At 66.3% G+C, this 20,715-nt stretch carries 22 protein-coding genes and 3 tRNA genes; 9 read left to right on the plus strand and 16 right to left on the minus strand.

The window, feature by feature from the left end; translation table 11 throughout:
- Position 1: 1 nt before the first annotated feature.
- The 4 genes from IG196_RS21995 (at position 2) to IG196_RS22010 (ending at position 4,524) form a co-directional block, all read left to right on the plus strand.
- Entirely contained in the window at positions 2-691 is a 690-nt protein-coding gene (locus IG196_RS21995) for an HAD family hydrolase (protein ID WP_192193005.1), read from the plus strand.
- Positions 675-3,386 (plus strand): aminopeptidase N, encoded by a 2,712-nt coding sequence (gene pepN / locus IG196_RS22000; protein ID WP_099791695.1) that lies wholly within the window; start codon positions 675-677, stop codon positions 3,384-3,386. Before IG196_RS21995 ends, pepN begins: the two co-directional genes overlap by 17 nt.
- Before the next feature lie 23 nt (positions 3,387-3,409).
- Positions 3,410-4,423: a class 1 fructose-bisphosphatase gene (locus IG196_RS22005; RefSeq protein WP_153282586.1), complete on the plus strand. Its 1,014-nt coding sequence runs from the start codon at positions 3,410-3,412 to the stop codon at positions 4,421-4,423.
- 25 nt (positions 4,424-4,448) lie between these two features.
- A tRNA-Thr gene (locus tag IG196_RS22010) sits at positions 4,449-4,524 on the plus strand.
- Between the two features lie 79 nt (positions 4,525-4,603).
- Here IG196_RS22010 and IG196_RS22015 read toward each other — a convergent pair.
- Positions 4,604-5,476, minus strand: a complete 873-nt coding sequence (locus IG196_RS22015; RefSeq protein WP_225616763.1) for an HNH endonuclease signature motif containing protein — start codon at positions 5,474-5,476, stop codon at positions 4,604-4,606.
- A 402-nt stretch (positions 5,477-5,878) separates the two neighbouring features.
- On the opposite strand from IG196_RS22015, the gene IG196_RS22020 reads away from it, so the two are divergent.
- Both IG196_RS22020 and IG196_RS22025 read left to right on the plus strand, forming a co-directional pair.
- Positions 5,879-6,292: a nucleotide pyrophosphohydrolase gene (locus tag IG196_RS22020; RefSeq protein ID WP_192193006.1), complete on the plus strand. Its 414-nt coding sequence runs from the start codon at positions 5,879-5,881 to the stop codon at positions 6,290-6,292.
- Between the two features lies 1 nt (position 6,293).
- On the plus strand, positions 6,294-8,162 hold the full coding sequence (locus IG196_RS22025; protein ID WP_192193007.1) for a DUF2075 domain-containing protein: 1,869 nt from the start codon (positions 6,294-6,296) through the stop codon (positions 8,160-8,162).
- On the opposite strand, the gene IG196_RS22030 is transcribed toward IG196_RS22025, so the two are convergent.
- The gene (locus IG196_RS22030) at positions 8,155-8,427 is read right to left on the minus strand and encodes a hypothetical protein (protein ID WP_192193008.1); all 273 of its coding nucleotides are present in this window, start codon (positions 8,425-8,427) and stop codon (positions 8,155-8,157) included. The two genes, IG196_RS22025 and IG196_RS22030, sit on opposite strands and share 8 nt — an antisense overlap.
- Before the next feature lie 259 nt (positions 8,428-8,686).
- Complete coding sequence (locus IG196_RS22035; RefSeq protein WP_192193009.1) at positions 8,687-9,100, minus strand: hypothetical protein; 414 nt, start codon at positions 9,098-9,100, stop codon at positions 8,687-8,689.
- A 109-nt stretch (positions 9,101-9,209) separates the two neighbouring features.
- Between IG196_RS22035 and IG196_RS22040 the strand changes: the two genes are divergently transcribed.
- Complete coding sequence (locus IG196_RS22040) at positions 9,210-9,386, plus strand: hypothetical protein (RefSeq protein ID WP_157627325.1); 177 nt, start codon at positions 9,210-9,212, stop codon at positions 9,384-9,386.
- 61 nt (positions 9,387-9,447) lie between these two features.
- Here IG196_RS22040 and IG196_RS22045 read toward each other — a convergent pair whose 3' ends face one another.
- From IG196_RS22045 to IG196_RS22060, 4 genes are all read right to left on the minus strand, one after another.
- Positions 9,448-10,089 (minus strand): HNH endonuclease, encoded by a 642-nt coding sequence (locus tag IG196_RS22045; RefSeq protein WP_192193010.1) that lies wholly within the window; start codon positions 10,087-10,089, stop codon positions 9,448-9,450.
- A gap of 43 nt (positions 10,090-10,132) precedes the next feature.
- Positions 10,133-10,206: transfer RNA gene (locus IG196_RS22050), tRNA-His, on the minus strand.
- 52 nt (positions 10,207-10,258) lie between these two features.
- Entirely contained in the window at positions 10,259-10,471 is a 213-nt protein-coding gene (locus tag IG196_RS22055) for a short-chain dehydrogenase (RefSeq protein WP_099791707.1), read from the minus strand.
- Between the two features lie 149 nt (positions 10,472-10,620).
- Positions 10,621-10,697, minus strand: a tRNA-Pro gene (locus tag IG196_RS22060).
- 284 nt (positions 10,698-10,981) lie between these two features.
- Between IG196_RS22060 and IG196_RS22065 the strand changes: the two genes are divergently transcribed.
- Both IG196_RS22065 and IG196_RS22070 read left to right on the plus strand, forming a co-directional pair.
- Positions 10,982-11,311: a hypothetical protein gene (locus IG196_RS22065; protein WP_192193011.1), complete on the plus strand. Its 330-nt coding sequence runs from the start codon at positions 10,982-10,984 to the stop codon at positions 11,309-11,311.
- 3 nt (positions 11,312-11,314) lie between these two features.
- Positions 11,315-11,731, plus strand: a complete 417-nt coding sequence (locus tag IG196_RS22070; protein WP_192193012.1) for a hypothetical protein — start codon at positions 11,315-11,317, stop codon at positions 11,729-11,731.
- Positions 11,732-11,737: 6 nt separating this feature from the next.
- Here the strand turns inward: IG196_RS22070 and IG196_RS22075 are convergent, their stop codons facing one another.
- Genes IG196_RS22075 through IG196_RS22115 form a run of 9 tightly spaced genes read right to left on the minus strand, consistent with a single transcriptional unit; the run spans position 11,738 to position 20,676 of the window.
- Entirely contained in the window at positions 11,738-12,205 is a 468-nt protein-coding gene (locus IG196_RS22075; protein WP_192193013.1) for an acyl-CoA thioesterase, read from the minus strand.
- The gene (locus IG196_RS22080; RefSeq protein ID WP_192193014.1) at positions 12,202-12,738 is read right to left on the minus strand and encodes a MarR family winged helix-turn-helix transcriptional regulator; all 537 of its coding nucleotides are present in this window, start codon (positions 12,736-12,738) and stop codon (positions 12,202-12,204) included. The genes IG196_RS22075 and IG196_RS22080 overlap by 4 nt, the downstream gene beginning before the upstream one ends.
- Entirely contained in the window at positions 12,735-13,511 is a 777-nt protein-coding gene (locus IG196_RS22085; protein WP_192193015.1) for an SDR family NAD(P)-dependent oxidoreductase, read from the minus strand. The genes IG196_RS22080 and IG196_RS22085 overlap by 4 nt, the downstream gene beginning before the upstream one ends.
- Before the next feature lie 53 nt (positions 13,512-13,564).
- Positions 13,565-14,314 carry an SDR family NAD(P)-dependent oxidoreductase gene (locus tag IG196_RS22090; protein WP_192193016.1) on the minus strand — a complete coding sequence of 250 codons (750 nt, stop codon included), beginning with the start codon at positions 14,312-14,314 and terminating at the stop codon, positions 13,565-13,567.
- Entirely contained in the window at positions 14,314-15,900 is a 1,587-nt protein-coding gene (locus IG196_RS22095) for an ATP-dependent acyl-CoA ligase (protein ID WP_192193017.1), read from the minus strand. The genes IG196_RS22090 and IG196_RS22095 overlap by 1 nt, the downstream gene beginning before the upstream one ends.
- Entirely contained in the window at positions 15,890-16,621 is a 732-nt protein-coding gene (locus IG196_RS22100) for an ABC transporter ATP-binding protein (RefSeq protein ID WP_192193018.1), read from the minus strand. Before IG196_RS22100 ends, IG196_RS22095 begins: the two co-directional genes overlap by 11 nt.
- The gene (locus IG196_RS22105; protein WP_192193019.1) at positions 16,618-18,405 is read right to left on the minus strand and encodes an ABC transporter permease subunit; all 1,788 of its coding nucleotides are present in this window, start codon (positions 18,403-18,405) and stop codon (positions 16,618-16,620) included. The genes IG196_RS22100 and IG196_RS22105 overlap by 4 nt, the downstream gene beginning before the upstream one ends.
- The gene (locus IG196_RS22110; RefSeq protein ID WP_153282571.1) at positions 18,402-19,457 is read right to left on the minus strand and encodes a branched-chain amino acid ABC transporter permease; all 1,056 of its coding nucleotides are present in this window, start codon (positions 19,455-19,457) and stop codon (positions 18,402-18,404) included. The genes IG196_RS22105 and IG196_RS22110 overlap by 4 nt, the downstream gene beginning before the upstream one ends.
- Before the next feature lie 55 nt (positions 19,458-19,512).
- On the minus strand, positions 19,513-20,676 hold the full coding sequence (locus IG196_RS22115; RefSeq protein WP_192193020.1) for an ABC transporter substrate-binding protein: 1,164 nt from the start codon (positions 20,674-20,676) through the stop codon (positions 19,513-19,515).
- Between the last annotated feature and the right edge of the window lie 39 nt (positions 20,677-20,715).

The following is a 20,715-nucleotide window of genomic DNA, read 5'->3' on the forward strand; positions in this document are numbered from 1 at the left end:
GATGAGCCTGAACACCGGCAGGGTCGAAGCCCTGATCTTCGACATGGACGGCACCATGATCGACTCCATGCCCTGGCATGCGCGGTCGTGGGTGACGTTTGCGGAGCGCCACGGCGTGAAGCTCGACGTGAGCGAGATCCTCGCGCGCACCACGGGCCGCACCGGCACCGAGAGCATGCGCGAGCTGTTCGAGCGCGAGCTCTCCGATGCCGAGTGCCAGGCCATGGTGCACGAGAAGGAAGAGATCTACCGCGAGCTCTTTCACGACAACTTCACCGAAGTGGCGGGCTTCACCGCCTTCGCCAAGGCCGCGGTGGCACGCGGCCTGAAGGTGGCGGTGGGCACGGCCGGTGACAGGCACAACATCGCGTTCGCCATGTCGCGCCTGAAGATGGACCCGCTGCCGCTGGCCATCGTCGGCGGCGACGAAGGCTTTTCGGGCAAGCCCACGCCCGCGATCTTTCTGGAAGCCGCGCGCCGCATCGGCGTGGCGCCCGAGCGCTGCATCGTCTTTGAAGACGCGCCCTTCGGCATCGAAGCGGCCCGCCGCGGCGGCATGCGCGCCGTGGCCGTGTGCAGCACCCATACGGCCGCCGAGCTGGCCGGCCCCCACGTGATCGCCGCCGTTCGCGACTACAACGAACTGGCCCATTCGAATTTTCTGGAGACCCTCGATGCTGCTTCAGCGTGACGCCCAAGGGCAACCCATTGCCATCCGACGCGAAGACTATGCCGCGCCGGCGTTCTGGATCGACACCGTCGACCTGACCTTCGACCTCGACCCCGCCAAGACCCGCGTGCTCAACCGCATGCAGCTGCGCCGCAACCCCGAGGTGCCGGCCCAGCCGCTGCGCCTGGACGGCGACGAGCTCAACCTGGCGCGCGTGCTCGTGAACGGCCAGGGCGCCTCGTTCCGCATGGAAGGCGACCAGCTCGTCCTGGACGGTTTGCCGTCCGCGGAAGAAGGGGCCTTCGAGCTCGAAATCTTCACCACCTGCTGCCCCATCAAGAACACCAAGCTGATGGGCCTGTTCGTGAGCGAAGACACCTTCTTCACGCAGTGCGAGGCCGAGGGCTTCCGCCGCATCACCTACTTCCTCGACCGTCCGGACGTGATGGCGATGTACACCGTCACGCTGCGCGCCAGCAAGGCCGCCTACCCGGTGCTGCTGTCGAACGGCAACCTCGTCGACCAGGGCGAGCTGCCCGAGGGCCGCCACTTCGCCAAGTGGGTCGACCCCTTCAAGAAACCCAGCTACCTGTTCGCCCTGGTGGCGGGCAAGCTCGTGGCGCGCGAGCAGCGCATCAAGGCGCGCAACGGCAAGGAGCATCTGCTGCAGGTGTACGTGCGCGCAGGCGACCTCGACAAGACCGAGCACGCCATGAACTCGCTCGTCAACTCCGTGCTGTGGGACGAAGCCCGCTTCGGCCTGCCGCTGGACCTCGACCGCTTCATGATCGTGGCCACCAGCGACTTCAACATGGGCGCCATGGAGAACAAGGGCCTGAACATCTTCAACACGAAGTACGTTCTGGCCAACCAGGCCACCGCCACCGACGCCGACTACAGCAACATCGAAAGCGTGGTCGGCCACGAGTACTTTCATAACTGGAGCGGCGACCGCGTCACGTGCCGCGACTGGTTTCAGCTGTCGCTGAAAGAAGGCCTCACCGTCTTCCGCGACCAGGAGTTCAGCCAGGACCTGTGCGCCGACGCCTCGGCCCGCGCCGTGAAGCGCATCGAAGACGTGCGCGTGCTGCGCACCGCCCAATTCCCCGAAGACGCCGGCCCCATGGCCCACCCGGTGCGGCCCGACAGCTACATCGAGATCAGCAACTTCTACACCGTCACCATCTACGAAAAGGGTGCCGAGGTCGTTCGCATGATGCAGACGCTGGTCGGCCGCCAGGGCTTCGAAAAGGGCATCACCCTGTACTTCGAGCGCCACGACGGCCAGGCCGTCACCTGCGACGACTTCGCCCAGGCCATTGCCGACGCCAACCCCGACTCCGAACTGGCCCGCCTGCTGCCCCAGTTCAAGCGCTGGTACAGCCAGGCCGGCACGCCCCGCCTGGCCGCGCACGGCGTGTACGACGCGCAGAACCGCAGCTACACCCTGAGCGTCGTGCAAAGCTGCCCGCCCACGCCGGGCCAGCAGACAAAAGAACCCTTCGTCATTCCGCTGAACATCGGCCTGCTCGACGCCGCCACCGGCCGCGAGCTGCCCATGCAGCTCGAGGGCGAAAGCGACGTGGCACGCGGCACCCGCACCATCGTGCTGTCGCGCGCCGGCGAGCAGATCACCTTCGTGGGCCTGGACGCCGAGCCTGTGCCGTCGATCTTGCGCGGCTTCAGCGCGCCGGTGATCCTCGACTTTGCGTACACCGACGCCCAGCTGCTCACCCTGCTGGCCAACGACCCCGACCCGTTCAACCGCTGGGAGGCCGGCCAGCGCCTGGGCCTGCGCGCCGCGCTGCAAGCCATTGCGGCCAACGCCACCGACACCACGCCGGTGCTGAACGACGCCTACCTCGACGCCATGCGCAGCGTGCTGCGCCACCCGCAGCTCGACGCCGCCTTCAAGGAACTGGTGCTCACGCTGCCGTCGGAAACCTACATCGCCGAACAGCTCGACGTGGTCGATCCGCAGCGCGTGCACCTCGTGCGCGAAGCCATGCGCGCCCAGCTCGCCACCGCCCTCTTTGCCGACTGGGAGCAGGTGTACGAAGCCAACCACGACACCGGCGCCTACACGCCCGACCCGACCTCGTCGGGCCGCCGCGCGCTGGCCGGCATGGCGCTCAACTTCCTGTGCCTGGCGGCGCGCGCCTCGGGCGACACCGTGTGGCCCGGCAAGACCCTGCAGCGTTTTAAAGACGCGGGCAACATGACCGACCGCTTCAACGCGCTCAACGCCCTCGTGTCGTCGGGTCACACCCTGGCGGCGCAGGCGCTCGCACGCTTCCACGCCATGTTCAAGGACGAGGCGCTGGTCATCGACAAGTGGTTCTCGCTGCAGGCCGGCGCCAGCGACCGCGGCGGCGACATCCTGCCGCTGGTGAAGCAGCTCATGAAGCACCCCGACTTCTCGCTGAAGAACCCCAACCGCGCGCGCAGCGTGATCTTCAGCTACTGCAGCGGCAACCCCGGCGCCTTCCACCGTGCCGACGCGGCCGGCTACGTGTTCTGGAGCGAACGCGTGATCGAGCTCGATGCCATCAACCCCCAGGTGGCCGCCCGCCTCGCGCGCGCGCTCGACCGCTGGAGCAAGCTGGCCGAGCCGTACCGCAGCGCCGCACGCGAAGCCATTGCCCGCGTGGCCGCCAAGCCCGACCTGAGCAAGGACACCCACGAAGTCGTCACCCGCGCCCTTGCCGGAAACTGAACCCACCGAACCCCACAAGACACATGGCTCAACAAAAAATCTCCTTCACCCGCTACCTCGTCGAACAGCAACGCGCCGACGGCCTCATTCCCGGCCAGCTGCGCCTGTTGCTCGAAGTGGTCGCCCGCGCCTGCAAGAGCATCAGCCAGGCCGTCAACAAGGGCGCGCTGGGTGGCGTGCTCGGCACCGCCGAGAGCGAGAACGTGCAAGGCGAAATCCAGAAGAAGCTGGACATCATCGCCAACGAAGTGCTCATTGAAGCCAACGAATGGGGCGGTCACCTCGCGGCCATGGCCAGCGAAGAGATGGAAACCATCCACGTGGTGCCCAACCGCTACCCGCAGGGCGAATACCTCTTGATGTTCGACCCGCTCGACGGCAGCAGCAACATCGACGTCAACGTGAGCATCGGCACCATCTTCAGCGTGCTGAAGAAGCCCGACGACACCCCCGGCGTGCAGGAAGCCGACTTTCTGCAGCCCGGCACCCAGCAAGTGGCCGCCGGCTACTGCATCTACGGCCCGCAGACCACCCTGGTGCTCACCGTGGGCAACGGCGTGGCCATGTTCACGCTCGACCGCGAGCAAGGCAGCTTCGTGCTCACGCAGGAAGACATCCAGATTCCGGCCGACACCAAGGAATTTGCCATCAACATGAGCAACATGCGCCACTGGGACGAGCCCATGAAGCGCTACATCGACGAATGCCTGGCCGGCAAGGAAGGCCCGCGCGGCAAGGACTTCAACATGCGCTGGATCGCCAGCATGGTGGCCGACGTGCACCGCATCCTGATGCGCGGCGGCGTCTTCATGTACCCGTGGGACAAGCGCGAGCCCGAAAAGGCCGGCAAGCTGCGCCTGATGTACGAGGCCAACCCCATGAGCTGGCTCGTCGAGCAGGCCGGCGGCGCCGCCACCAACGGCAAGCAGCGCATCCTCGACCTGAAGCCCACCAAACTGCACGAGCGCGTGAGCGTGATGTTGGGTTCGCGTCACGAAGTGGAGCGTTTGACGCAGTACCACGCCGAGAAGCCTTGATTTCTTGGCTATAATCTGAGGCTTCGCCGGTGTAGCTCAGTCGGTAGAGCAGCTCATTCGTAATGAGAAGGTCGGGTGTTCGATTCATCTCTCCGGCACCAAATAAAAAGCCCCTGATTCGCAAGGATCAGGGGCTTTTTGCTATGCGGCCTAGAAATTAGGGTCGATAAAGGCCCGAAATCAATGCGGCCCCACTGGCTCAAGACTGCGAAGTCGCTCTATCAGAGCCAGATTCTTCGTATGAGCGTGCTCGCCATAGTGCACTTCGCGATGGCACGCTGGACACAGCGCAGCCACAAACTGCGGATGATCCGGCCCTCCATCAGATACACGCGTGGTGTGATGCGGCTCTAGGTACGGCGACCCGCCACTTCGATGAAACGGCGCCGGCTCCTTGCACAGCTCACACTTCCCTGCTGCCCGCAAAAGCACGTAGTCCCGCACCGCGCGGCTACGGTCATAGACCGTCCGGCTTCCCTTTGTGCTGTCTTTTGCGCCATCGACCTTGGACGCGGCGATTGCCCTGTTTCGAGACTCTTGCAGCGTCAGTTCCTCAGCAGAATCCTCCGCTGCAGCAAGCTCCAGTTGTTCAAGATGCGTGACCGGTACCAGCCGAAAAATGATCGCATCTCGAAGCGCTTTCTTCTTGTCTAGCGCACGGTCCCAGTCATGCCCCTGGTAAACAAATTCGCCAAGATACTTTTGGCCCTTGCTTTTGCCTTTGCCGATGGTCCGAAACAAATGCAGCGCTTTTCCTCTGGCTGAGTGGTCGCGAACCGCCTTGTTGCCGCGAACAAACTTCATGTCGCCTACTTGGCCTTCCCCGAAGAAAAAGAAGGTGCCCTCGTCATCGAATCGATCGGCGTAGCCATACTGCTCGCCGCTATCGCCAGTGAACAAAAACGTCACCGGTGCCTGCGCTGAGTCAGAAATTCCGCCTTGTCGACCGCCGCCAAACGGGTCATTCAGGTCTGGCCAGCGCCGATAAATCTTCCAAAGAACAAAAGAAGGAAGCGGCCCGGCGATTGGGAGCGAAGGTGTCTTACTAGCCACGCCGGCTCACCGAGAAACCGATTGGGTTGCTCCCAATTCGACACTGGTTCTTCGATTTGGAAGAAATCACAGCGCGCTGCACTCCGCGATTTGCACCGAAATAGCCTGGCATCACCCGCCCCTCGTTAACGATTGACTACACTTTAACGTCAATCAATCGGGCAGTTCACAGTTTGGCGCCCTTCTACGCAATCATTGTTTCCCGGCTTGTGGGCCAAACTCCGGGCACCCCGAGCAAGTCTGGTCGCTTGCCTGCCAATTCATTGAGCAACTGTGAAATGGCGGGACCCTCGCTAGATACACTTGTTTCATGACCGGAGTCCAGTACCGCTTCCGTTTATTGAAGGCGGGCAGGACCGGACAGACACATCTCATTGGCACAAGGCGATAGGAGAGCCCCACATGACCGATGCAGCTGACGCGGCGTTGGACACCCCACTCGTCAACGTTGCGCCGCTTGCCGCACGCTTGGAGCACTTCGCCACCGAGCGCGACTGGGCCCAGTTCCACTCCCCCAAGAACTTGGTGATGGCCCTGACCGGCGAGGTCGGCGAGCTGAACGAGATCTTTCAGTGGATGTCCGAGCAAGCCTCCTCTGAAGCCGGCCGAAACCCACAGACAGCCCAGGCCGTCCAGGACGAACTCGCGGATGTCCTGCTCTATCTCGTTCGCCTGTCTTCTGTCTTGGGCGTGGACCTCAACGCTGCGGTCCAGCAGAAGTTGAAGGCCAACGCCCTGCGCTATCCGGCTGACAAGGTGCGCGGCAGTAGCAAGAAGCACAGCCCGCAGGAAGCGGGCGCATCTGAGAAGGATTGACGTGATCGTCTACGAGGCCGACAAGCAGCAATTTCTCAGCGACAGCAACGACAGGGACATCGAGGAGGTCGTCTTCGCTAAGTACTTCCACACCACGGGACGCAACGTGTCTGCGGCAGAAAAGAAGTCATGGAAGGAATCGCTTGGCTACATGTCGAAGGTCCTCAGCGACTCTGAGATTCCGAATGACGTCGGCGTAGCCGTCGAGCTTCATATTCCGCAAAGTTCCAAGCGCATCGACGTCAGCCTGACTGGCCGCGGCCACGACAACTCGAAGAACATCGTGATCGTCGAGCTGAAGCAGTGGGACAAGGTGACGTCGTCGACCAAGGATGCACTGGTCAACACCTACCTCGGCGGAGGACACCGAGACGTTGTGCATCCCTCATACCAAGCGTGGTCCTATGCCTCGTTGATGGAGGGCTTCAATGAGGCCGTCTATGCCGGCGGCATCTCAGTTCAAGCGTGCGCGTATCTGCACAACTACGAACGCGACGGCGTCATCGATTCGGACCACTACGCTGGCTACATCGCGAAAGCGCCGCTGTTCCTGAAGGGCGAGACCGAGCGAAGCATGCTTCGCAAGTTCATCAAGCAGCACATCAAGTTCGGCGACCCGAGCGTGCTCTATGAACTGGCCAACGGCCGCATCAGGCCATCGAAGGCGCTCAGCGAGAGCCTTGCAGGTTTGCTGAAGGGGAATCCCGAATTCATCTTGATCGATGACCAGAAAGAGGTCTACGAGAACATCCTGGCTGCAGGCCGATCTGCATCGACCGCGAACCCCAAGGTGGTGATCGTCGAAGGCGGGCCGGGGACTGGCAAGACGGTGCTCGCCATCAACGCCCTGGTCACATTGATGGGTGCCGGCTTGAACTGCAAGTACGTTTCGAAGAATGCCGCACCTCGGCGCGTCTACCAAGCGAAGCTCGCGGGCACCATGACGCAAACACGCTATTCGAACCTCTTCACCGGCTCCGGCGGCTTCATCGATACGCCCGGCGACCAGTTCGACGTGCTGATCGTGGACGAGGCGCATCGGCTGAACGAGAAGAGCGGCCTGTACGGCAACCTCGGCGAGAACCAAGTCAAGGAGCTGATCGCCGCCGCCAAGTGCACGGTGTTCTTCATCGACGAGGACCAGCGGATCGCGTTGAGCGACATCGGCACGAAGCAAACCATTCGCACATTCGGCACGGACAAGGGCGCAGAGGTCTCTGAGCACGAGCTTGCGTCGCAGTTCAGATGCAGCGGCTCCGACGGCTACATCGCGTGGCTCGACGACGCCCTCGCCGTGCGAGAGACCGCGAACAAGACGCTCACGCCAGCCGAGTTCGACTTTCAGGTCTTCAGCGATCCGGCGGACCTTCATACGGCGATTGCACAGAAGAACAACACAGGCACCGCCCGTGTCGTCGCCGGTTACTGCTGGCCCTGGACCAGCAAGAAGGACCCGAAGGCCTTCGACATCGTCATTGGCGACTACCGTAAGCGATGGAACCTCGATGTCGATGGCAGCCTCTGGATCATTGCGCCGAACTCGATCAACGAGGTCGGCTGCATCCACACCTGCCAAGGGCTGGAGGTGGACTACATCGGCGTCATCATCGGCCCCGACCTCATCGTGCGTGACGGTCGGATCGTGACGGAGCCGAAGGCCCGCGATCGGCATGACAAGACCTTGCGCGGCTACAAGGCACGGCTCAAGGCCGACCCGAAGAACGCCACGGCGGAGGCGGACCTGATCATCAAGAACACCTACCGCACGCTGATGACGCGAGGCATGAAGGGGTGCTACGTCTACTGCAGCGACGAGGAGACAGCCAGCTACTTCCGCGCGCGGCTGTCGCCCCTTGCCGCACTCACGTAGGCGCCGACGCGTCCGCTGCGTTGATCCGTCTCAGCAATTGCTGCGCAAGCTCTGCGACTTCGCCAGCCAAGTCTGACGCGATCCACATCACGTGGTCTCGGTGCACGGCACCGATCGCGTCGAACCATTCACTGCAGTCACCGTAGCAGCAGGTCAGCAGCGATTGCAGCTGGGACGACTTCTTCTCCAGAAGGTCGGCGGCATCGGGGCGGGTTGCCCTGTGGGAATCGGGCGTTGTTTGCCCGGCGATAATTTGATCAGCCACTTGATGTGCTCCTTGCAAGGTAATGCACGTTGTTTGGTTAGACGGTCAGGGTGTTAGCGCACCCTGGCCGTCGCCTTTTGTGCCTCACATCGACATCGCTGCGGTGTGCATCGATGTCCCGCTGTGAGGCGCGGCGGTCGTTCAAATGTAGGGAGAGAAGCGCGTCAGCGGAAGCCTCTCACGGTGAACAAATGAGGACTCGCGTCGACTTTGTGGTGGCGCACGCAAGAGCGATCGTCCCACGGCCCGCGCACCTGCCTCAGCCAGCACCCGCCTCCCACGCCTCCACCCTCTGCACCAACGCATCCCGCCGCGCCGCCACCTCCGCCAACAGGTACTGCCGCGCCTGCTCTTGCGCCAGGTCGCTCGACAGAAACCACTGCTCGCGCTCGGCGCTGCCTTGCGGTGGCGGGGTGCCCCACCCTGCTTCGCCGGCGGTGCCTCTGAACGCTTCGGTCACGGGCAGGCGGCCGTCGGTCTTGCCGATGCTCGACAACGCATCGGGCGGGCCATCGAGCGCGATGCGCACGTGCACGACGCTCTCGCCTTCGGTGCGGATCGATGCGCCCAGGCCGCCCTCGCGGTGCACGCGCCACAACTCGGCCGCAGAGGCGTTGCGCACCCAGCTCTCCAGGGCGCGGACCAGGCTCTCGAGAATGATCTGTTGGTTCATGGGGAATATTTCACCCGGTTCTGGCGGGTGTCGGCAAGCAGCCACGGTGCGAACAGGCCAAAAGGCCGTTGTAACTTCTTGCCTTGGCGCCTGCGCTATATTTCTTGGCATGGAAAAGGCATCCGACATAGGCAAACCCACGGTTCCGATCGATCTGATCGGGCCGGAGCATTGGGTCCGTTCACGGCGCGGCCCTCGCCGTACGACGAAGGTGCTCTTCATCTTGCTCGGCGGGCTCGCAGCAGCCACAGCAGTGGCCTACAGCTTCTTCGGCGCGGGGCGCTGAACACAAGCAAACAAACAAACCGCACCAGTCTTCATTCTTCACCCACACACGCATCGCTCGCTCACCGCGAGCCGCACAAGGCAAAGCCCGCTGTCCGTTGATTGAACGGAAGCGGGCTTTTCTCTTTGTGCGCGTGGCACCACTGCAGCCGCGAGCCGCGCGGCAGGCGCTTGGCCAGCCACTCGTGCACGTCCGCGCGGATGTTGCGGCCTTCGAGCAGGAAGCTCTCGAAGCGGCTCGGCACGTACGGCAGGTAGACCAGCGGCATGCCCGCTTCTTCGGGCGTGCGCGCGGCCTTGCGGTTGTTGCAGACGGCGCAGGCGCTCACGAGGTTGGTCCAGCTCCACGGGCCGCCGCGCGACTCGGGCATGACGTGTTCACACTGCAGGTCGCGGTCGGCGAACACCTGGGCGCAGTACGCGCAGGTGTGGCGGTCGCGGCGCAGCAGCTTGGCCTTTGTCACGCCGGGCACGACGTCGAAGAGGTTGATCTTCGACGCACCGCGCAGCGCGATGATGGGCGCGACTTCGATGCGCGACTGCACACCGCGCGCCACGTTGAAGCCGCCGCGCAGCGTGGCCAGCGGCAGCGCGCCGTCTTCCCAGGCCACGCTGCCGGTGGCGTAGTGCAACACCGCCTGCTCCAGCGAGATCCAGGCTTGCGGCGTGCCCTGAATGTCGAGTTGCAGGACGTGAGAGTGCATGATGAATCGCCTCCCTTCGCGGCGATGGCTGGTTGTGAACGGATGGGGTGCACGAACGGAATCGAACCGTTGTCAGCGGGACCACAACCCGCGGCTCTGCCATTGAGCTACACGCACCATTGAAAAGAAGAAGAAGAAGAAGAAGAAGAAAACGAAAGACGCCGGCCTGCTACCACTCGCCCGACGCGCGCACGCGCTGGTCAAGGTCGAGGCTGTCGGGTTGCGCCTCGGTGCCGTCTGGCAATGCCGACGCGCGGTACGCGATGGCACGCGGCCCGAGCCCCACGCCGAAGCGCTGGGCCAGCGACCACACCATGTGCCTGCGCGGCAGTGGTGACGGGTGCACGGCAATCATCCGGATCGGTGTGTTGCGCTTGCGCATGAGGGCCTCCTGGGTGGGTGACAGAAAAATAAAAGCAACGACTTGAAAAAATGTCCGGTGACGGGTTCCGGCGCCGCCCAATCTTTGCGGCCGGTTTCCGCGGGAGGGCCACGCGTTGGCATGGCCCGGTCCCGCTCGGGTGTGGTCCGTGGTCCGTGTGGCAGGAGTTGAACCTGCGACCCTCTGGTCCCAAACCAGATGCGCTACTAGGCTGCGCCACACACGGAAGAAAAACAAAAGAAGCCTGCCCGCGTTTCCATTTCGGTTGTGTCCTCACGCGACGGGCCGCGCGCTGGGTGCGGCCCCGTCAAACGTCGCTGCACAGGAGTGATCAACTCATGCACATCCCGCCAGACCGTCGACGCGGAAATTTCTGGCGGTGGGGTGAAGGCACACCCGAAATGGAAAGCGGCAAAACAAAAAGGCCCGGAACCTTGCGGTGTCCGGGCCTCTTTGCGAGAGAGCTTGAGAGATGCGCGCCTACGCGCGACCTCCACCCGGGGGCACCTGATGAGCCTCGAACTGACCACCGACGCGCAGACGGGCTGCGGCTTGGGTGGCGTACGCGGTGTTCAGATGCGAAGACAACGACAGGGGCGACGGCATGTCGAAACCATGGCAGAACCCGGCGCGCACGAGCGGTCGGCCCGAGGCGGGTCGAATGCTGGTGAAGGTCAGTGCGGTGTTCACGATGGTTCCTGGTCAAAAATTGCCGCTGTCGGCTGTAAGGGGTTGGAAAAAAGGGACGGCTGGTGCCGTGAATTGGAGGCAACTGTAAAGAGTGTTTACGGCGACGTCAACAACCGGGACAATCTTTTCTTGTCTTGTTGTTGTTTTTGAACAGTGCCCCATACCACCGTCGCGCGCCGCCGCAATGCGCTTGTGCTGCATCGCCGCTTTCTCGAGGACGCCGTCGCGGCGGGCCTGCCCGCCAAGGGGCTCGACCAGGCCTTTGCACGCAAGATCGAAATCTCTCCGAGCATGTGGAGCCAGATCAAGAGTGCGCGGCCCATCGGCGACAAGCTCGCACGGCAGATCGAACGGCACTGCGACGTGGCCGCCGGTTGGCTCGACGAAGACAACACACCGCCTTCAGAAGCACCGCCCGATGCAGCGGAAGAGCGCTTCGTGGCCGCCGCGCGTGAGGCGTGGCGACAGGCCAATGCGAAGGGAAAGCGCGAACTCAGCGGCTGGCTGAAGAAGCACGCGCAGGAGAAGAAGGCGCACGAGCCTGCCGACGGCCCTGCGCCGGCGCCCTGACTTTCATCAAGCCTTGACGGCGGCCTCGGCAGCAGCCAACGCCGGCGCATCGCGCAGGATGGCCGCGCGCATGTCGTCGGGCACGGCGATGGCGCGGTGCGTATCGAGCGAGGTCGTCACCAGCACCTGCCGCACCTGCATGCGCACCTCGCCCGAGGTGGGCTCGAAGCAGCGCAACGACAGCGTGATCGAGCGCGAGCCCAGTTGCGCGACCGAGAGGCCGAGCATCACGCGGTCGCCCATGCGGCTCACGGCGCGAAAGTCGGCGTCGAGCTTCACGGTCGGCAGGCCGACGCGGCGCTCGCCGATGAGTGCGTGGTAGCCCACGCCGAGCCCGTCGCTCACCCAGTCTTCGACCAGGCCGTTGAGCATCACGAAGTACTGCGGATAGAAGACGATGCCCGCCGGGTCGCAGTCAGAAAAGCGGATCAGGCGCGGGCGCTGGAACTCCACACCGCCGCCCTCGCCGCTCATGCGCGTGCTTCCTCGCTCGCGCCGTCGCCGCGCATCACGTGCACGCGCAGCAGCCCGAGCTGGCTGTGCATCTGCTTGACGGTCTTCATGTCCAGGCCCGAGAACATCTCGAGAATCCACTGCTCGTGCTCGGTGGCCATGGCTTCGAAGGCGGTGCGGCCGGTGGGCGTGAGGCTCACGATCCAGGCGCGGCGGTCGTCGGGGCTGGGGGCGCGCGCCACCACGCCTTCGCGTTCGAGCTCGTCGGTCAGGCCGGTGACGTTGCCGCCGGTCACCATCAGGTAGCGCGAGAGCACGCGCATCTTCAGGCCGTCTTTGTAGCGGTACAGCTGCGCCATGTAGTCGAAGCGCGCCAGCGAGATGCCGAAGCGCTCGCGCAGCCGGCGCCGGATTTCGGCTTCGATCTGCGTGGTGCTCGCGAGCATGCGCAGCCACAGCTTGAGCATGGCGTGGTCTTCATGGCCGGCGCGGCCTTCGTGGCCGAGTTCTTCGGCGTCGCTCAGCACGGCATGCGAGGCATCGTTGCGGTTCATGTGACTTCTCCTCCGGAAACGGAGATCGACTGGCCGGTGACCGACGCAGCGCCTTCGCCGCACAGCCAGCGCACGGCATCGGCCACTTCGGCGGGCTGCACGATGCGCTTTTGCGGGTTCACGCTGGAGAACTCGGCCAGCGCATCGGCTTCGCTGCGGCCGGTCTTGCCGACCACGTTGGCGACGCTGTTGCGCAGGATGTCGGTGTCGGTGTAGCCCGGGCACACGGCGTTCACGGTGATGCCCTTGCGCGCCACTTCGAGCGCGAGCGCACGCGTGAGGCCGATCACGCCGTGCTTGGCGGCGGTGTAGGCCGACACGTAGGCGTAGCCCTTCTGCCCCGCCGTGCTGGCGATGTTGACGATGCGGCCCCAGCCGGCATCGAGCATGTCGGGCAACGCGGCCTGTGCGCACAAAAAGCTGCCGGTGAGGTTGACCGACAGCATGCGCTGCCACAGCTCGACCGAGGTCTTCAGGAACGGCGCGCTCTCGGCGGCGCCCGCGTTGTTGACCAGCACGGTCACCGCCCCGCGCTCAGCCCGCGCCTGCGCAAAGGCCGACTGCACGGCCTGCGGGTCGGCCACGTCGGCAGCCACCACGCCGTGGCCGCTGCCCGCCAGGGTTTCGGCCACGCGCTGCAGGGCCTGCGCGTCGCGGCCCAGCAGGGTCAGCTTGGCGCCCTGGGCGGCAAGGGTGCGGGCGATCTCTGCGCCGATGCCGCGAGCGGCGCCGGTGACGAGGGCATGACGGCCAGTGAGCGAATTTGTGTGCATACCTGAATGGTTTAGTTCTGAATCATTTTAGCCGCTTGCGCCCCGGCGTGGTGCTACCGCATGAAACGGCCGCCGTTGAGGTCCAGCGTCGCCCCGGTCATGAAGGCCGCGGCCGGCGAGGCCAGGTAGACGACGGCGGCGGCCACTTCGTCGGCCAGGCCGAAGCGGCCGAGCGGGATGCCGGCTTTCAGCGCCTGCTGCCGCTCGGGCGCCAGCGCAGTGAGCGCGGGGCTGTCGATGGCGGCGGGCGCCAGCGCGTTCACGGTCACGCCGTTCGGCGCCAGTTCCTGCGCAAAGGCACGCGTCAGCGCCAGCAGGCCGGCCTTGCTGGCCGCGTAGTGCACGCCGGTGGCGCTGCTGACCTGCTGCCCCGCCAGCGAGGCCAGGTTGACGATGCGGCCCGCACCGCGTGCGCGCATGTGGCGCCCGGCGATGCGGCAGCCGAAGAAGCTGCCGCGCAGGTTGATGGCGAGCACGTCGTCCCACTCGGCGGGCGTGATGTCCCACAACGACGTGGTCGGCGTGCGCGCTGCGTTGTTCACGAGGATGTCGACGCCGCCGAAGTGCGCCACGGCCTGCGCGAAGCGGTCGTTGAAGGCCTGCTCGTCGCGCACGTCGAGTGGCAGCGCGAGGCCGTTCACCTCGACGGCAACGGCCTGGGCGTTGGCTTCGTCGATGTCGGCCAGCGCGACGCGCGCACCAGCCTGCGCCAGCCCGCGCGCGATGGCCGCGCCCAGCCCCTGCCCCGCGCCGGTCACGAAGGCCACGCGACCTGCCAGCGGAAGCGTCGTGGCGTGCGTCATCAGGTCTTCGCGGGCCGACCGTCCCAGGTCTGCGGCCCCACGCCGCGCTCGCGCAGCTTGAACTTCTGCACCTTGCCGTTCTCGGTGCGCGGCAGGTCGAGCACGAGGTCGATGTAGCGCGGCACCGCGAAGTACGGCAAGCGGCCTTCGCAAAAACGCGCCAGCTCGGCCGGGTCGATGGTCACGCCGTCGCGCGCGACCAGCGCGGCCATCACCTCGTCTTCCGCCAGCTCGGAGCGCACGGGGTACACCGCGCACGAGGCCACGCCAGGGTGGCTCAGCAGCACCTGCTCGACCTCGAACGAAGAAATGTTCTCACCGCGTCGGCGGATCGCGTCCTTGATGCGGTCGACAAAGCGGAACGCGCCGTCCGCATCGCGCACCACGCGGTCGCCCGTGTGGAACCACAGGTTGCGCCAGGCCTCGACGGTCTTCTCGGGCATGTGAAAGTAGCCGCTGGCGAAGGCATAGGGCTCGTCGGCGCGCAGCAGCAGTTCGCCGGCCTCGCCGGGCGGCAGCGGCACGTCGTCTTCGTCGGCCACGCAGGCCTGGAAGCCGGGGCGCAGCCAGCCCATGACGCCGCCGCGCGGCGAATCGGGCGCGGTGGCAATCGCGAAGTTGGTCTCGGTCGAGCCGTAGCCTTCGAGCAGCGACACGCCCGTGCGCGCCAGGAAGGCCTGCCCCGCCGCCGCGGGCACGCCGGGCCCGAGGCCGGTGCGCACACGGTGGTGGCGTTCGCCCTCGCCTTCGGGCTGCGCCAGCAGGATGGGCACCATCGCGCCGAGCAGGTAGACCACGGTCGCGCCGTTGGCGCGCATCGCCGGCCAGAAGCCCGAGGCGGAGAAGCGCGATTCGAACACCACCTCGGCCCCGGTGAGCGCGGCCTGCGCGAAGGTGTTGAGCGCGTTGATGTGAAACAGCGGCAGCGTCGTGCACAGCACGTCGTCACGGCCGACGCCCAGCACCTCGGCGCTGTTCACGCCCCACCAGAAGTACTGCGCCTGCGGGCAGATCACGCCCTTGGCCGGCCCCGTGGTGCCCGAGGTGTAAAGGATGGCGAGCGGGTCGCCGGGCTGCACCGTGGCGGGCGGCAGGGCCTGTGCGCCCGGCGGGTAGGCCGACACGCGCACGCCGGCGGGCGGCGTCCACGGCGCTTCGGGCTCACCCACCACCCACACCTCGCGCAGTGCCGTACGGGCCAGGTCGGCCATGGCCAGCCGCTCCAGAAAGCCAGCCTCGATCACCAGCAGCTTCGCCTCGCTGTTCGCGAGGAAGTATTCGATCTGCGGCCCCATCGACGCGGTGTTGACCGGGACGACCGACGCGCCGAGCCAGCCCGCGCCGAGAAAAGTGTCGAGGAACTCGATGCGGTTGCCGCACATCACGGCGATGCGGTCGCCGCGCGCCACGCCGTGCTGTGCGAGCGCACCGGCGCGCGTGGCCGCGGCATCGGCCGCATCGGCGTGCGTCCATTGCCGGCCCGCGATGCGCAGCAGCGGACGGCTGCCGAACAGCGCGGCCTGCCGCTGCAGCATGGCGGGCAGCGTGCGTTGCGACGGAGGCACCGCGCGCGGGTCACTCGTCATCGTGCGTGCCTCCGCCGAGGTAGGTGGCCTGCACGCGCGGGTCGCGGGCCAGTTCGGCCGACGCGCCCGAGAGCGCGATCTCGCCCGTCTCCAGCACATAGCCTTCGTCCGAGCTTTCGAGCGCGGCGCGCGCGTTCTGCTCCACCAGCAGGATCGACACGCCGTCGTCGCGCAGCTTGCGCACGATGGTGAGGATGTCGCGCACGATGAGCGGCGCCAGGCCCAGGCTGGGTTCGTCGAGCATCAGCAGGCGCGGTGCCGACATGAGCGCGCGGCCCACGGCCAGCATCTGCCGCTCGCCGCCCGAGAGCGTGTCGGCACGTTGCGCGCGGCGCTCCGCCAAGCGCGGAAAGCGGTCGTATACCGACTGCAGCTGCCGCTTCATCGCGTCGCCGCGCAGCCGCTTGGCATAGGCGCCGAGCTGCAGGTTGTCGAGCACGGTGAGTTCGCCGAACAGCTCGCGGCGCTCGGGCACGAGGCACAGGCCGCGCTCCACGCGCGACTCCACATCGAGCCCCTGCAGGTCTTCGCCCTCGAAGCGCAGCGTGCCCTTGCACGGCAGCAGGCCCATGGCCGCGGCCAGCAGCGTGGTCTTGCCCGCGCCGTTGGGGCCGATCACCGAGATGATCTGGCCCGGCTGCACGTCGAGCGACACGCCGCGCACCGCTTCTACCTGTCCGTATGAGACATGCAGATCACCAATCTCCAGCATCGCGGTCATACAACGCTCCCCAGGTAAGCCGCCTGCACACGCTCGTCGGCGCGCACCGCCGACGGCACGCCCTCCACGAGCTTGGAGCCGAAGTTCATCACCACCAAACGGTCCACCAGTTTCATCACGAAGTCCATGTCGTGTTCGACGATCAGGATGGTCACGCCCTCCTCGCGCAGCTTGCGCAGCAGGTCGCCCAAGGCCATCTTTTCCTTGCGGCGCAGGCCGGCCGCGGGCTCGTCGAGCACCAGCAGCACGGGGTCGGCGGCCAGCGCACGCGCAATCTCGAGAATGCGCTGCGTGCCCAGCGGCAGGCTGCCCGCGAGCTCGTTCGCGCGGTCGCCCAGGCCGATGCGGTCGAGCTGGCGCTGCGCCTCCTGCAGGATCTGGCTTTCTTCCGTGCGGTCGAGCCGCAGGCCCGCCTTCAGGATGCCCGAGCGCGTGCGCGAATGCGCGCCCAGCGCCACGTTGTCGAGCAGGCTCATGTGCGGGCGCAGCTTCACGTGCTGGAAGGTGCGCGCCAGCCCGAGCCGCGCCACCGCGCGCTGCGGCATGCCGGCGATGTCGTGCTCGAGAAAGCGCACCTGGCCCGCGCTCATCGGCAGCGTGCAGGTCAGCAGGTTGAACATGGTCGACTTGCCCGCGCCGTTGGGCCCGATGAGGCCGACGATCTCGCCCGCCTTGACGTCGAAGCTCACGTCGTTCACCGCCACCAGCCCGCCGAAGCGCTTGACCACGCCGTTGACCGACAGCACCGGCGTGCCGCGCGCCGGCAGTTGCCGGTGCGGCAGCGGTTCGACCGGCGCACCGGCATAGCGCGAGGCGCCCTGCGGCGTGCCGCGCCGGCGCATCCAGCGCCGCAGCAGGCCCATCACGCCGCCGCGCGCAAAGTGCAGCAGCAGGATGAACAGCGCCGCGAAGGCCACGGCCTCCAGCTGGCCCGCGCGCTGCGTGAGCATCGGCAGCACGTCCTGCAGGCCGTTCTTCAGCACCAGCACCAGGGCCGCGCCCACGAGCGCGCCCGAGAGCTGTCCGAGCCCGCCGGCCACGGCCATCAGCAGGTACTCGATGCTCATGCGCACGTCGAAGGGCGACGGGCTCACGAACCGGTTCATGTGCGCATAGAGCCATCCCGCCAGCCCCGCGAACAGCGCTGCCGTGACGAACAACGACAGCCGCACGCGGTACGCATCCGCCCCCACGCTGGCCAGCAGCGTGGCGCCGCCGCGCAGCCCGCGAATGGCGCGACCGGGGCGCGACTGCAGCAGGTTGTGGCTGAACAGGCAGGCCAGCCCGACCACGACCCAGATCAGGTAGTACATCGCACGCGGATCGGCCAGCGACCAGCCGCCGATCTGCAGCGCCGGAATGTTCGACAGGCCCGTGTGCCGCCCGAGCGCATCGACGTTGCCGAACAGCATCGCGATCGACAGACCCCAGGCGATGGTGCTCAGCGGCAGAAAGTGCCCGCCCAGGCGCAAGGTGAGCATGCCGATGGCCAGCGCCGACAGGCCCGTGAGAAGCAGCGCGAACAGCAGCCCCAGCCACGGCGACAGGCCCTGCGCGGTGGTGAGCCACGCCGTGGCGTAGGCCGCAATGCCCACGAAGGCCGCCTGGCCGAACGAGGTGGCGCCGCCCACGCCGGTGAGCAGCACGAGGCCCAGCGCCACCAGCGCGCCGATGCCGATGTCGTTCAGCAGCGAGACCGTGAAGCTGCCCGCCACGGCCGGCACCAAGGCCAGCACGACGACGACGCCCGCGATCCACGCCATGCGTTTCGTGTTGCCGTTCATTGGTCCACCTCGTCTTCTTCCTCTTCCGAATGGGCCGCCATGAAGGAGCGCAGCATGAGCACCGGGATCAGCAGGCTGAAAACGATCACGTCTTTCAGCGCGCCGCTCCAGAACGACGCGAAGCTCTCGACCACGCCGACCGCCAGCGCGCCGATGGCCGTCATCGGGTAGCTCACGAGCCCGCCGATGATCGCGGCCACGAAGGCCTTCAGGCCGATGATGAAACCCGAGTCGTAGTACATGGTGGTCACCGGCGCAATCAGCACGCCGATGAGCCCCGCCAGCAGCGAGGCGCAGCCGTAGGCCAGCAGCGCCGTGCGCACCGGCCGGATGCCGACCAGCCGCGCGCCCACGCGGTTCACGGCCGTGGCGCGCAGCGCCTTGCCGGCCACCGTGCGCTCGAACACCAGGAAGAACAGCCCGCTCAGCACAATGGCCGCGCCCACCATCAGCACCACCTGGCCGCTGACCGTGAAGCCGTCGCCCAGCGTGAACACCGCGCTCGTGAGCGGCGTGGTGCGCGAGCCTTCAGGCCCGAAGAACAGCAGGCCCAGGCCCGACAGCAGAAAGTGCAACGCGAGCGACACGATCAGCAGCACCAGCACCGAGGCATCGGCGATCGGCTGGAACACCACGCGCGCCAGCAGCGGCGCGATGGGCACCACCAGCAGCACCGCCACCGCGATGTGCACGGCCACCGGCACGCCGGGCCGCGCCGCCAGCCAGGCGAGCACGCACGGAATGGCGGGCAGCACGCCCCACATCAGCACCGCCTTCGGTATGCGTGCGGTCTCGCCGCGCCGCAGCAGGCTGCCGACTTCGGTGGCCAGCGCCAGCGCGGCCAGCACCGCGACCATGCCGATGGTCGGCGGCACGCGGCCGGTTTCGAAGGCCGCCAGCGACAGGGCGGCAAAGGCCGCGATGTCGCCGAACGGCACGAACACCACCCGCGTGACCGAGAAGATCAGCACCAGCCCGAGGCCGGCGAGCAGATAGACGGCACCGTTGGCCAGGCCGTCGGTGACGAGGATCAGCGCCACGTCCCAGTTCATAGAAAAACCTCTGTCGGAGTCATCGTTGTCGTTGTCGTGAAGAAAAACGGGAGATTCAAGGGGCGAGCTTCCATTGGCCGTTGTCGAGCTTGACGATCACGCGGGCGCGCTCGTCCACGCCGTACAGGCTGCCGGGCTTGAAGGTGTAGACGCCGTGCGTGCCGACCACTTCCTTGGTGCTGAAGATGGCGTCGCGCAGCGCCACGCGGAACTCGGGCGTGCCCGGCTCGGCCTTCTTCATGGCCCGCGAGGCGGCATCGACGAACACCAGCCAGCCGTCGAACGAGTAGGCCGAGAAGGCGTCGCTGGTGGGTGCGTTGTTGACCTTCTGGAACACGGCGCGGAAGTCGGTCGCGATCTTCTTGGTCGGGTAGTTGTCCGGCAGCTGCTCGGCGACGATCACCGGGCCCGTGGGCATCAGCGCGTTCTGGCCGGCCGCGCCGACCACGCGCACGAAGTCGGGGTTGATGAGGCCGTGCTGGCCGTACACGCCGCCCTTGAAGCCGCGCTCCTGCAGCGCCAGGAACGGCAGCGCGCCCGGCGTGCCGGCGCCGCCGGTCATCACCGCGTCGGGGCGCAGCGCCACGATCTTCAGCACCTGGCCGGTCACCGACGAATCGCCGCGCGCATAGCGCTCGTTGCTCACCACCTTGATGCCGGCGGCGGGCGCGGCCTTGTTGAGGGCCTCGTACACCAGGTCGCCCCAGGCGTCGGAAAAACCGATGTAGCCCACGGTCTTGACGTTGTTGCGCTTCATGCGCTCGATCACCGCGTCGATCATGAGCTGCGTGGGCTGCGCCACCGTCATGACCCACGGGTTCTCATTGGGGTCGAGCAGGATGGGCGTGAGGCCGATCATCGGCGTCTTGGCCTCCTTGCCCACCTGCGCCATCGCGATGGCCGACGGCACGCCCGAGGTGCCCATGAGCACGTCGACCTTTTCGTCCTCGATGAGCTTGCGCGCGTTGCGCCCGGCCGTGGTCGGGTCGGAGCCGTCGTCCAGCACCACCAGCTGGATCTTGCGGCCGTTGACCTCGCCCTTGTAGGCCAGCGCGGCCTGCATGCCCTTGGCGTACGGCACGCCCAGCGAGGAGTTGGGCCCCGACAGCGACACGCTGAGACCGACCTTGAGGTCGGCCGCCAGTGCGCTCGCCACACCACAGGCGGTCAGCGCTGCGGCGAGGGCACCGCGCGTCAAGGTCTGCATCAGGTTCTTCATGTCGTAGCTCCAGAGAGGATGGTTAGAAGGACAGGTAAC

Source organism: Variovorax sp. 38R, assembly GCF_014843395.1.
Lineage (GTDB): Bacteria > Pseudomonadota > Gammaproteobacteria > Burkholderiales > Burkholderiaceae_C > Variovorax > Variovorax paradoxus_H.

What these genes read in the sequence shown, in the direction of transcription:
- IG196_RS21995 (WP_192193005.1), top strand. Translation starts at nt 2, where the DNA reads ATGAGCCTGAACACCGGCAGGGTCGAAGCCCTGATCTTCGACATGGAC.
- pepN (WP_099791695.1), top strand. Translation starts at nt 675, where the DNA reads ATGCTGCTTCAGCGTGACGCCCAAGGGCAACCCATTGCCATCCGACGC.
- IG196_RS22005 (WP_153282586.1), top strand. Translation starts at nt 3,410, where the DNA reads ATGGCTCAACAAAAAATCTCCTTCACCCGCTACCTCGTCGAACAGCAA.
- IG196_RS22020 (WP_192193006.1), top strand. Translation starts at nt 5,879, where the DNA reads ATGACCGATGCAGCTGACGCGGCGTTGGACACCCCACTCGTCAACGTT.
- IG196_RS22035 (WP_192193009.1), bottom strand. Translation starts at nt 9,100, where the DNA reads ATGAACCAACAGATCATTCTCGAGAGCCTGGTCCGCGCCCTGGAGAGC.
- IG196_RS22040 (WP_157627325.1), top strand. Translation starts at nt 9,210, where the DNA reads ATGGAAAAGGCATCCGACATAGGCAAACCCACGGTTCCGATCGATCTG.
- IG196_RS22045 (WP_192193010.1), bottom strand. Translation starts at nt 10,089, where the DNA reads ATGCACTCTCACGTCCTGCAACTCGACATTCAGGGCACGCCGCAAGCC.
- IG196_RS22055 (WP_099791707.1), bottom strand. Translation starts at nt 10,471, where the DNA reads ATGCGCAAGCGCAACACACCGATCCGGATGATTGCCGTGCACCCGTCA.
- IG196_RS22065 (WP_192193011.1), top strand. Translation starts at nt 10,982, where the DNA reads ATGAGCCTCGAACTGACCACCGACGCGCAGACGGGCTGCGGCTTGGGT.
- IG196_RS22075 (WP_192193013.1), bottom strand. Translation starts at nt 12,205, where the DNA reads ATGAGCGGCGAGGGCGGCGGTGTGGAGTTCCAGCGCCCGCGCCTGATC.
- IG196_RS22080 (WP_192193014.1), bottom strand. Translation starts at nt 12,738, where the DNA reads ATGAACCGCAACGATGCCTCGCATGCCGTGCTGAGCGACGCCGAAGAA.
- IG196_RS22085 (WP_192193015.1), bottom strand. Translation starts at nt 13,511, where the DNA reads ATGCACACAAATTCGCTCACTGGCCGTCATGCCCTCGTCACCGGCGCC.
- IG196_RS22090 (WP_192193016.1), bottom strand. Translation starts at nt 14,314, where the DNA reads ATGACGCACGCCACGACGCTTCCGCTGGCAGGTCGCGTGGCCTTCGTG.
- IG196_RS22095 (WP_192193017.1), bottom strand. Translation starts at nt 15,900, where the DNA reads ATGACGAGTGACCCGCGCGCGGTGCCTCCGTCGCAACGCACGCTGCCC.
- IG196_RS22100 (WP_192193018.1), bottom strand. Translation starts at nt 16,621, where the DNA reads ATGACCGCGATGCTGGAGATTGGTGATCTGCATGTCTCATACGGACAG.
- IG196_RS22105 (WP_192193019.1), bottom strand. Translation starts at nt 18,405, where the DNA reads ATGAACGGCAACACGAAACGCATGGCGTGGATCGCGGGCGTCGTCGTC.
- IG196_RS22110 (WP_153282571.1), bottom strand. Translation starts at nt 19,457, where the DNA reads ATGAACTGGGACGTGGCGCTGATCCTCGTCACCGACGGCCTGGCCAAC.
- IG196_RS22115 (WP_192193020.1), bottom strand. Translation starts at nt 20,676, where the DNA reads ATGAAGAACCTGATGCAGACCTTGACGCGCGGTGCCCTCGCCGCAGCG.